Below are 755 nucleotides of genomic sequence, written 5' to 3'. Positions count from 1 at the left end.
GGCGGGGGCAGCGGCGCGTCGCTGGCCAGGGCGCGCAACAGGCCGTCCTCGACCAGCGGGGCCAGCTCCCGGTAGGGGCCCGGATGGTCGCGCGCCACCACCTGGAAGGTGTCGAGCGCGTGGCCATCGCGGCTGGTGTGCACGCGCGCATCCAGGATGGAGAAGCCGGCGCGGTCGAAGTAGCCACAGATCCGCGCGAAGAGGTCCGGCCGGTCGGGTGTGTAGATCAGCACCTCCAGCCCCTCGCCGGCCAGCGAGCGGCGCGCGCGCACCACCGGTCGGGCGGCGCCCGCGTGGCGCGACAGGTGGCGCGCGTGCCAGGCGATGTCGGGGGCGCTGTGGCGCATGAAGTAACTCAGGTCGAGCGTGTCCCAAAGGCGCTGGTGGGCCTCGGCGGGCATGGCATGCAGGGCGAGCAGGATCAGCGCCTCGCGCTTGCGGGCCTCGACCTCGGCGGCCGGGTCGGGGGCGGCGCCGCCGAGCACGCGCAGGGTGAGGCGGTACAGGTCTTCGAGCAGCTTGCCCTTCCAGGCGCTCCACACGCGCGGGCCGGTACCGCGGATGTCGGCCACCGTGAGCAGGTACAGGGCCGTGAGGCGGCGCTCATTGCCGACGCGGGCGGCGAAGGCGGCGATCACCCGTGGATCGGCCAGGTCCTGTTTCTGTGCCACCTGGCTCATGGTCAGATGTTCGCGCACAAGAAATTCGATGAGTGCGGCGTCCGCGGCGGCGATGCCGTGCTGGCGGCAGAAGCG

At 72.8% G+C, this 755-nt stretch carries 1 pseudogene; it reads right to left on the bottom strand.

The features are described from left to right. Positions 1 to 755: pseudogene (locus tag A612_RS14920) on the bottom strand ([protein-PII] uridylyltransferase); the annotation flags it as partial.

It is taken from the genome of Melaminivora alkalimesophila, from assembly GCF_000282995.1.
GTDB lineage: Bacteria > Pseudomonadota > Gammaproteobacteria > Burkholderiales > Burkholderiaceae_C > Melaminivora > Melaminivora alkalimesophila.
Note: the sequence above shows the minus strand (reverse complement) of the source record. Positions and strands in the feature narration are given on the sequence as shown.